The sequence below is a fragment of the Archangium sp. genome (assembly GCF_036389735.1).
Classification (GTDB): domain Bacteria; phylum Myxococcota; class Myxococcia; order Myxococcales; family Myxococcaceae; genus Archangium.
The window spans coordinates 1-8,071 of sequence record NZ_DASVWK010000297.1; the positions used below are offsets into that span (position 1 = coordinate 1).

Consider the following 8,071-nt stretch of genomic DNA (forward strand, 5'->3'; position numbering starts at 1 on the left):
GGGTGGACGTGCGCATCATCGCCGCGAGCAACCGCGACTTGTCCGAGGAGGTGCGCGCCGGGCGCTTCCGCAGCGACCTCTTCTACCGGCTCAACAGCTTCACCATCGACCTGCCTCCACTGCGCGAGCGCCCCGAGGACCTCCTGGACCTGGCGCGCTACTTCCTGGCCCACTTCAACCGCACGCTGCGGCGCTCGGCCAGCGGGCTCACCCTGGAGGCCGAGCAGATATTGATGGCGGCCAGGTGGCCGGGCAACGTGCGCGAGCTGCGTAACTGCATCGAGCGCGCCGTGCTGCTGTCCGGGCCCGAGGAGCCGGTGACGCGCCGCCACCTGCCGCCCGCGCTGCTGACGGCCCGCCTGGAGGGCACGCGACACTCGGTGCGGGTGAACGGCTCGGGCTCGCTGCGCGACAGGCTGGAGCAGATGGAGAAGGAGATCATCCGCGAGGCGCTGGAGCGCCACGGAGGCGTGGTGCGCCGAGCGGCCGCCGCGCTGGAGATGGACCCGGTGACGCTCGGCCGCCGGGTACGCCGACATGGGCTCATCACCAAGGAGTCGTGAGGAGCGCGTGCCGCGCATGAAGGACCGAATGGGCCTTCCGGACGGGGGCTGGAGGCGAGTTCGCCGTGGAAGGATCTCCGGTTTTCATGCCCTGATGCGCGCATGACCGATCCTCGCCGGAGTGCACTAAGCCATAGGAACCAAGTCTCTTCAGGGGGAGGTTCCGGCCGCGCTCGGGAGCAACTGGTCCAATGGTCGGACCAGTCGGTACGGCGCGCGGCGGGAAGGTGCCCCGTTTTTTGTACAAGAGCACCCTTGAAAGAACTCAGTTCCTGTGGCTTGGCCCCGGTTCCATGCGTTCCGGCGCATCCGCTCACGGGGACTTGAGCAACTCTGGCCCAGGCCCTTCAGCATCGAACAGCGCTACCGCTACTATTCGCACGCCCGCGTTGTGTCGTCCTGCACGCGGACTACAATCTCCTCCAGGCCGCGCTCGGTACGCCAAGAAGACGAGCGCCCATGAAAACTCGAATCAGGGCAAGGTCTACAAGGAAGCCCTGGGTGGAGAGGCCTTGCTCATCTCGCCACGAGGCATCTTCAAGTGAAAGAACGTCTTCCCATTCTTCGAGTGCGGACGGACTCCGGCCTGGACTCCGGCGGACTGGTGGCCCGAGACGGTCTCGTCATCTGCTTCTTCATGCACCGCTCCCATGGGGAGGTGGCTCACGTTGTCTGGCGTGCCTTGCAGACGTATCGCCGTGCCATTCCACCCCAAGCACTGGGCTGGTACGTCGACTACAACGGGGACTTCCAACCTCTCGACGACAAGGGCAGGAAGTTCATCCAGGCGGAGCTGCTCGATTGCCGCTGGCCGTTCCACAGCAGTCTCGATGTCGGCGAGATCGCTACCTGGGCCTGGATATCTACAGGCTTGGAGAGACCAGCCAGCACATTGGTACCCAGGCTCGAGGTGCCTACTGGCTCACCTTCCTCGGCCTGCCCCTGCTCGGCCGGCTCGGTGGACTCGAAGTCCTGCGGCGGCGGCTTCCCTTCCCGAACGTCTCCGTCGAGACCTTGCCGTGGTTTTCCTTCCTCGGCGACGACCTCGAGGACACGCGCCGGTGGATCCGGCGCTTCTGCCGCTGATCTACTCCAGCACGCAGCCCTCGCGCGCATTGACGAAGCGGGCCTTCTCGCCCCACAGCAGCGCCGCGGCCGTCTGCACCGTGTGCTCCTGATAGTCCACGCGCACCGTGGCCACCGCCGGGCTCGCCGCCGTCCAGCGCCGGCAGTAGTCCTCGCTCATCTCCATCACGAAGACGCAGGAGCAGAAGTCCTTCGCCGTGTACGAGGTGACGAGCTGCAGGTCATTGTTGTCGTAGGGCCGCCGCACCGTATCGCCCCTCTCGCAGGAGAGGGCGGCACACGCGGCGAGCAGCAGGGCGAGGCGACTCGGGCTCATGGCTGGTCCTCCACCACCGCGAGCGACAGCTTCAGCAGGGTCTCCAGGGAGAAGCTCCCATCCCGATCGTCCGCCGTGCGCACCACGATGAGGTCCTTCGAGGGAATGACGGTGATGGACTGGCCCCAGTGCCCGCGCGCCGCGTAGGCGCCCTCGGGTACGCTCGGCCAGGGCAGGGCCTCCTGCACGTCGGGAATGGGCCGGTTGAGCCACCACTGCCAGCCCTGCACGTCGTCCGAGCCCCGCTCGTGGGACTTCAGCTTGATGGGCCCGGAGACCGCCGTCGAATCCGTCACCCAGCCCGCGGGCAGCACCCGCCGGTTCTCCCAGCACCCGTCATGGAGGTACAGGAAGCCGAGCTTCGCCAGGTCCCTCGGCGTGGCGTGTACGTAGGACGAGCCGACGATGACGCCCTTGGGGTCCCTCTCCCAGGTGGCGCTCTTCATCCCCAGCACGTCGAGCAGCAGCGTCCACGGCCACTCCCGGCCCAGCGAGGGCCGCAGCGCCGCGTCCAGCACTCCCGCCAGCAGCGTGGTGTCCCCGGACGAGTACCGCCACGAGGTGCCCGGCTTCTCCTGCTGCTCGTGCGCGGTGATGAAGGCCACCATGTCCTTGCGGCCCGCGCCGTACAGCATCGCCAGCACCGAGGACGTCTGGTACGTGCCGCCGTTCTCGTAGTCCTCCCGCCAGTCCAGCCCCGAGGCGAACTCCAGCAGGTTCTGCACGGTGATGGTGCAGTTCTCCTGCCGCGTCGCCTTCACGTGCTCGCAGATGGAGTCGTCCAGCGACACCTTGCCCAGCCCCACCGCGATGCCCGTCAGCGCACTGGTGAAGCTCTTCGACATCGACCAGGCCAGGTGCCGCTTGCTGGCGTCGAAGCCGCGCCCGTAGCGCTCGTAGATGATGCGGCCCTTGTGGATGAGCAGCAGCCCGTCCGTGCGCACGCCCTTGCGCTCCTCGTCCTTGCCCACCAGCGTGAAGGCGTAGTCCTCCAGGGCGCGGAGCTGGGCGGCCCGCGACGCGGCCACCTCCTCCTTGGACTCGAGCCAGTCCTCCGTTGGCCAGTCGGTACGGGTGGGGCACTCGGCCGAGACGGGCAGCGCGCTGGACAGCGCCACGCTCAGCACCGCCGGCAACCAGGATTTCCTACCAAAACGAAGTGGGCTCATGGGACCTCAGAAGGTGTAGCGAAGCACGGGCACCACCAGCGCCCTCGTGGCCGTGGCCTCCACCACGGAGCGCGGCGGCTCGGAGGCTCTCGGCGTCGGGGGGGGAGGCACCGGCGCCGTGGCGCGCATCGTCAGCGCCACCGCCGTGGGCAGCACCAACGCCTCCACCAGCGTGAAGAGCGCCGCGTCCCCCAGCCTGTCCACCGTGGCCCCCAGCAGGACAGCCCCCGTCACCGCCAGCACGTGCACCCCGAGCGCCACCCACACCGCCGGCTGGAAGCGCACGCTCCCCGGTTGGAGCAGGTTGCCCACCAGCCACTGCGCCCCCGTCACCGCCAGCGGCGGCAGCGCCAGCAACAGCACCACCGCCGGCGCCCCCGCCAGCACCAGGTTGCTCGACAGCGAGCCCACCCACGCGCTCAGCGCCAGCGTCGCCGGCACCGCCACCACCGCCGCCCCGGCGCCCGTCGCCAGCTCCAGCGCCATCCACCGCAGTGGGTTGTCGTTCATCACCCCCGCCGCCGGCTGCTCCGGCAACAGCCGCACCGACTCCGGCGCCGCTCGCGACGTCAGGGGCACCACCAGCAGGACGAGGGCCAGGGCCAGGGCCGCACCAGGGCTCGCGCCCCTCCCGGCCCGCCGCGCATTCGCTCGCACGAGGGACATGGCCCGGTGTCATATCACCGACATCCCCTCCCGGCGCCCCGCCCCGGGGGCTTTCCGCCGCGTCCCCGCCCGTGAGACCGTGACTTTTCACCGCACGTGGACCCGTCCCTCGCACCGGGTCATGGCACCGAAAGGTCGCTGGGTCGTGCCTGAACCGAAGCCCATCTCGCAGCGCTTGCCTCCCCTCGCGCGACTGGCGCTGTTCGCGCTCGTGTACGGAGCTAGCGCGTGGCTGGGCATGCGGTTGGCCCCGACGGGCGAGACGCTCTCCGCCATGTGGCCCGCCAGCGGCGTGGCCCTCACCGCCCTGCTGCTGTCCCGCTTCCGGGAGTGGCCCGCCTTCCTCGGGGTGCTGTTCCTCATGGGGCCGTTGTGCTGCGCGCAGGGCCGGCTTCCGACGCCCACCGCGTTCGCCTTCTCCGCCACCAACGTCCTGGAGGCGCTCGTGGGGGCCCTCCTCCTGCGCCGCTACGTCGGCTTCCGCCCCACCCTGGAGCGGGTGCGCGACGTGCTCGCGCTCGGCACGCTCGCCGCCATGCTGAGCACCGTGCTCAGCGCCACCCCGGGCGTCCTCCTCCTGGCGCTCCACGGCAGGGTGGACCCGACGAACGCGTGGGCCCACTGGCGGGTGTTCTGGGTGGGAAACGCCATGGGCGTCCTCCTGGTGACGCCGCTCCTGCTCACCTGGGCCACGCGCGGCCTCGAGGGCTGGAGCCGCACGCGCCTGCTGGAGCTCGCCACGTTGTTGGGGACGCTGGGGCTCACCATGCACCTCGTCTTCCACTGGGTGCCGCCCGACGCCGACGTCTACCACCCCGTCACCTACCTCGCCTTCCCCTTCATCCTCTGGGCGGCCCTGCGCTTCGAGGCCCGGGGCACCTCGGCGGCCCTGCTCATCCTGGCCGCCGTGGCCCTCACCCACACCCTCGGGGGCACCGGCCCCTTCGCCCCGGACCCGGTGGGCCTGGCCGTCACCGGCCAGCACGTCATCTCCCTCCAGTCCTTCCTCGCCGCGCTGGGCATGTCGGGGCTGCTGCTGGCCGCCGCCCTCGGCGAGCGTCGGCGGGCCCAGGAGAAGGCCACCCGCCTCAACCACGAGCTGCGCCTGTCCCTGGAGGAGCTGGCCACCACCCAGCAGGAGCTGGTGCGCCGCGAGCGCCTCGCCGCGCTCGGGGAGCTGTCCGCCAGCATCGCCCACGAGGTGCGCAATCCCCTGGGCGCCATCGCCAACTCGGTGTCCGCCCTCATCCACCTGGGCACCCTCGAGCGCAACAGCACCGCCTGGGGGCTGCTGCGCATCATGGGCGAGGAGGTCTCCCGGTTGGACCACCTCATCAACGAGCTGCTGGACTTCGCCCGGCCCCTGGAGCCACGCCTGCTGCCCCAGTCACTCGGCTCGGTGGTGGATGGGGCGCTGGAGGCCGCGGTGCGCTCGGTGCCCGGCGCCGCCTCCGTCCAGGTGAAGCGCTCGGCGGAGCCGGAGCTGCCCGACGTACCCGTGGACGCGCAGCTGCTGCACCTCGCGCTGGGCAACCTCTTCAACAACGCGCTCCAGGCCATGCCCCGGGGCGGCACGCTCCACGTGGAGCTGGGCCAGGAGGTGCACGAGGGCCGGCCCGTGGCCCGCGTCGCCATCACCGACTCCGGCCCCGGCATCTCCCCCGAGGGGCTGGCCCGCCTCTTCCAGCCCTTCTACACCACCAAGGCCTCGGGCACCGGCCTGGGGCTCGCCATCGTGCGCCGCATCGTCGAGGCCCACCAGGGCGAGGTGCGGGTGCTCAGCACCGTGGGCCAGGGGACGACGTTCCTCGTCCTCCTGCCCCTGCCTCGCGCGGCCTCGCGCACCCGCTCCTCGGCCGCCTGAATCCGCTCCCTAGAACGGGATGGAGTCGTCGTCGTTACCGCCACCACCGCCGCCGAAGTCATCGTCCCCGTGCGGAGGCGGCTCGTTCTCCCCACCACCGCCGGTGTCGCCACCGCGCTGACGGGCGATCTCCGCCTCGATGGAGGCCAGCAGCTGGCGCTCCCGGTCGTGCCAGCGGGACTTGCTCGGGTCCGCCAGCGAGCGCCGCGCGCCGTTCGCGTAGTACTCCAGGTCCCCCATGCTCGCGCCCCGGATGGGACCGCCCTTGCTGCGCCCGTAGTTGGGGAACACCTCGCCCGCGCCGCCGCCGCCTCCGCCTCCTCCGCCCCCGCCCGACGCCGCCGCCCGCCTCGGAGCGGCCGCCGCCGCGTCCGGCGCCGAGCCGATGGACATCTCTCCCAGCTTCAGCGTGAAGCCCTCGCCGTTGCGGAACGCCGTTCCCACCCGCACCTGCTCCACGCGCCCGTCGGGGCGTCGCACTGCCACCGTCACCGGATAACCCTGATCGCTCATGCCCGCCGGAAATCACTCCCCGCCCGGCGTGTCAACGACTCCCCGGGGGAGGGGTCCAGGCGCCAACCCGCCCGTGGAGCGGACGGGCCGCGAGGACCCATTCCAGGCGAAGAGGCCAGGGGGGGCTAACGTCGGCATCCCAACAATCTGTATAACGCCCGGAAACCCAAGGGGGAGAACCCTATGTCATCTCATCGGAGTTGGGGCGGGCGCGCTGTCTCGTGGACGGTCGCGCTGTTGCTCGTCGCGGTTGCCACGGGCTGCGAGACGCCGCCCACCACGGTTGCCCAGAATGGAAGCGCGGAGCTTCGCGTCACGCTGCCCCAGGAGCTCGCGGGCACGGAAGTGAAGGGTGTGCGGGTCGAGGTCCGCGGCCCGGGCATCCTCACGCCCCTCAAGACCGAGCTCACCCAGGTGGGCGGCGTGTGGCAGGGCACGCTCGCGGACATTCCCGCGGGCACGGATCGCGTCATCGAGGGCTTCGCGTACGACGCGGCCTCGGTGGTCCTCTACCGGGGGAGCACGGGCGCCCTCACCATCGGTGCCGGCGAGACGGTGAGCGTCAACCTGATGCTCCAGTCGGTGAACCCACCGCCGCCCTACGAGAACGAGGCGCCGCGGCTCGACTCCCTGGTGGTGTCCGCCAACGTGGTGCGGCCGGGCGGGTCCATCACCCTGACAGCCACCGCGCATGACCCCAACGGGGATGCGCTGAGCTACGCCTGGACGGCGTCCGCGGGCACCTTCAGCGCGGCCTCCTCCACGACGACCTCCTGGACGGCCCCCACCACCGAGGGGGTGCAGACCCTCCGCCTCCAGGTGACGGACGCCCGGGGCACGAGCGTCTCCGCGAGCCTCGAGGTCAGCGTGCAGCGCGACGGGGCCACGGGCAGCGCCAAGGTGACGATCGGCTTCAACGCCTGGCCGGAGGTCCGCACCATGCAGGGCACGCCGTCCGTCCTGGCGCTCGGCGCGACGACGACCCTGTCCGCCGCGGCCGTGGACGCGGATGGGGACGCCCTGTCCCACTCCTGGAGCACCGACTGCCTGGGCACGTTCGCCAACACGACGGCCTCCACCACCTCGTTCACCCTCCACACGACGCCGACCTCCAACCGGTGCTCCTTCAAGGTGACGGTCTCGGACGGCAGGAAGGGCCAGAACTCGGGCACCCTCGTGCTCCAGGTCGGGGCCGGGCCGCGCGTCAACGTGGCGCCGAGGATCGACACGGCCTACTTGAGCACCTCCCTGGCGGGCCCTGGCGAGGTGGTGACGGCGGGCCTCGCCGCGCATGACCCCGAGGGCAAGAGCGTGAGCTTCTCCTGGAGCGCGACCTCCGGAACCCTCCAGGCCACGCGCTGGACCAGCACCTCCGGCGAGGCGGACTGGGTGGGGCCGGCCTGCTTCGACAATCCCATCAACCTCGTGGCCACCGTGACGGACGCCGAGGGGGCCTCGACGTCGCAGACGTACACCATCTCCCCGCGGGAGAGCGCGAAGTGCGGGCCGCTCGCGGTGACGGGTGTGCGCAACCTCTACCGCATCCACGCCGACGGCTCGCGCATCACGGTGCCCGGCAGCCTGGCGGGTGTCACCCTCGGCGCCTATGTGCCCCTGGCGGATGGCTCGGGCTACGTCTATCGCGCGGGCACCGCCCAGGCCGATGGCACCTTCGTCATCCCCAACGTGGACAGGACGCCCTACTTCCTGCGGTACAACGCCTCCTATTACTGGGTCACCAGCCGCACCCTGGACTTGAGCTACGCCGTCCTGGGCCGCCCGGACGTGGTGGAGGAGCCCGCGGGCACCCCGCTGGCCTTCCAGCTGGACGGGCTCGCGCCCTGGCAGGACACGGATGACCTGCAGCTGCACTCGTCGAACGTGGGCATCGGCT

Annotated in this window: 8 protein-coding genes; 4 read left to right on the plus strand and 4 right to left on the minus strand. The window is 70.8% G+C overall.

Annotation, left to right across the window (positions count from 1 at the left end; all coding sequences use genetic code 11):
* Together VF794_RS10525 and VF794_RS10535 are read left to right on the plus strand one after the other, a co-directional pair.
* The coding region (locus VF794_RS10525; RefSeq protein ID WP_331109315.1) for a helix-turn-helix domain-containing protein at positions 1 to 563 on the plus strand (563 nt) is incomplete at its 5' end.
* 801 nt (positions 564 to 1,364) lie between these two features.
* On the plus strand, positions 1,365 to 1,649 hold the full coding sequence (locus VF794_RS10535; RefSeq protein WP_331109317.1) for a type VI immunity family protein: 285 nt from the start codon (positions 1,365 to 1,367) through the stop codon (positions 1,647 to 1,649).
* Between the two features lies 1 nt (position 1,650).
* Here VF794_RS10535 and VF794_RS10540 read toward each other — a convergent pair whose 3' ends face one another.
* Genes VF794_RS10540 through VF794_RS10550 form a run of 3 tightly spaced genes read right to left on the minus strand, consistent with a single transcriptional unit; the run spans position 1,651 to position 3,800 of the window.
* Positions 1,651 to 1,965 (minus strand): hypothetical protein, encoded by a 315-nt coding sequence (locus tag VF794_RS10540; protein ID WP_331109319.1) that lies wholly within the window; start codon positions 1,963 to 1,965, stop codon positions 1,651 to 1,653.
* Positions 1,962 to 3,134, minus strand: a complete 1,173-nt coding sequence (locus VF794_RS10545) for a serine hydrolase (protein WP_331109321.1) — start codon at positions 3,132 to 3,134, stop codon at positions 1,962 to 1,964. The genes VF794_RS10540 and VF794_RS10545 overlap by 4 nt, the downstream gene beginning before the upstream one ends.
* A gap of 6 nt (positions 3,135 to 3,140) precedes the next feature.
* A complete protein-coding gene (locus tag VF794_RS10550) occupies positions 3,141 to 3,800 on the minus strand; it encodes a hypothetical protein (protein WP_331109323.1) in 660 nt (219 codons plus the stop codon).
* A gap of 145 nt (positions 3,801 to 3,945) precedes the next feature.
* Here VF794_RS10550 and VF794_RS10555 point away from each other — a divergent pair, with 145 nt between their 5' ends.
* Positions 3,946 to 5,664, plus strand: coding sequence for an MASE1 domain-containing protein (locus VF794_RS10555; RefSeq protein WP_331109325.1), 1,719 nt, complete (start codon positions 3,946 to 3,948; stop codon positions 5,662 to 5,664).
* Between the two features lie 9 nt (positions 5,665 to 5,673).
* Here the strand turns inward: VF794_RS10555 and VF794_RS10560 are convergent, their stop codons facing one another.
* Entirely contained in the window at positions 5,674 to 6,177 is a 504-nt protein-coding gene (locus VF794_RS10560) for a hypothetical protein (RefSeq protein WP_331109327.1), read from the minus strand.
* A gap of 183 nt (positions 6,178 to 6,360) precedes the next feature.
* Here VF794_RS10560 and VF794_RS10565 point away from each other — a divergent pair.
* Positions 6,361 to 8,071 (plus strand): PKD domain-containing protein (locus VF794_RS10565; RefSeq protein ID WP_414640895.1); only part of this gene is annotated, 1,711 nt, incomplete at its 3' end.

Excerpts from the sequence above, each read along its gene's own strand:
- VF794_RS10540 (WP_331109319.1), bottom strand. The coding sequence starts at position 1,965 with ATGAGCCCGAGTCGCCTCGCCCTGCTGCTCGCCGCGTGTGCCGCCCTC.
- VF794_RS10545 (WP_331109321.1), bottom strand. The coding sequence starts at position 3,134 with ATGAGCCCACTTCGTTTTGGTAGGAAATCCTGGTTGCCGGCGGTGCTG.
- VF794_RS10550 (WP_331109323.1), bottom strand. The coding sequence starts at position 3,800 with ATGTCCCTCGTGCGAGCGAATGCGCGGCGGGCCGGGAGGGGCGCGAGC.
- VF794_RS10560 (WP_331109327.1), bottom strand. The coding sequence starts at position 6,177 with ATGAGCGATCAGGGTTATCCGGTGACGGTGGCAGTGCGACGCCCCGAC.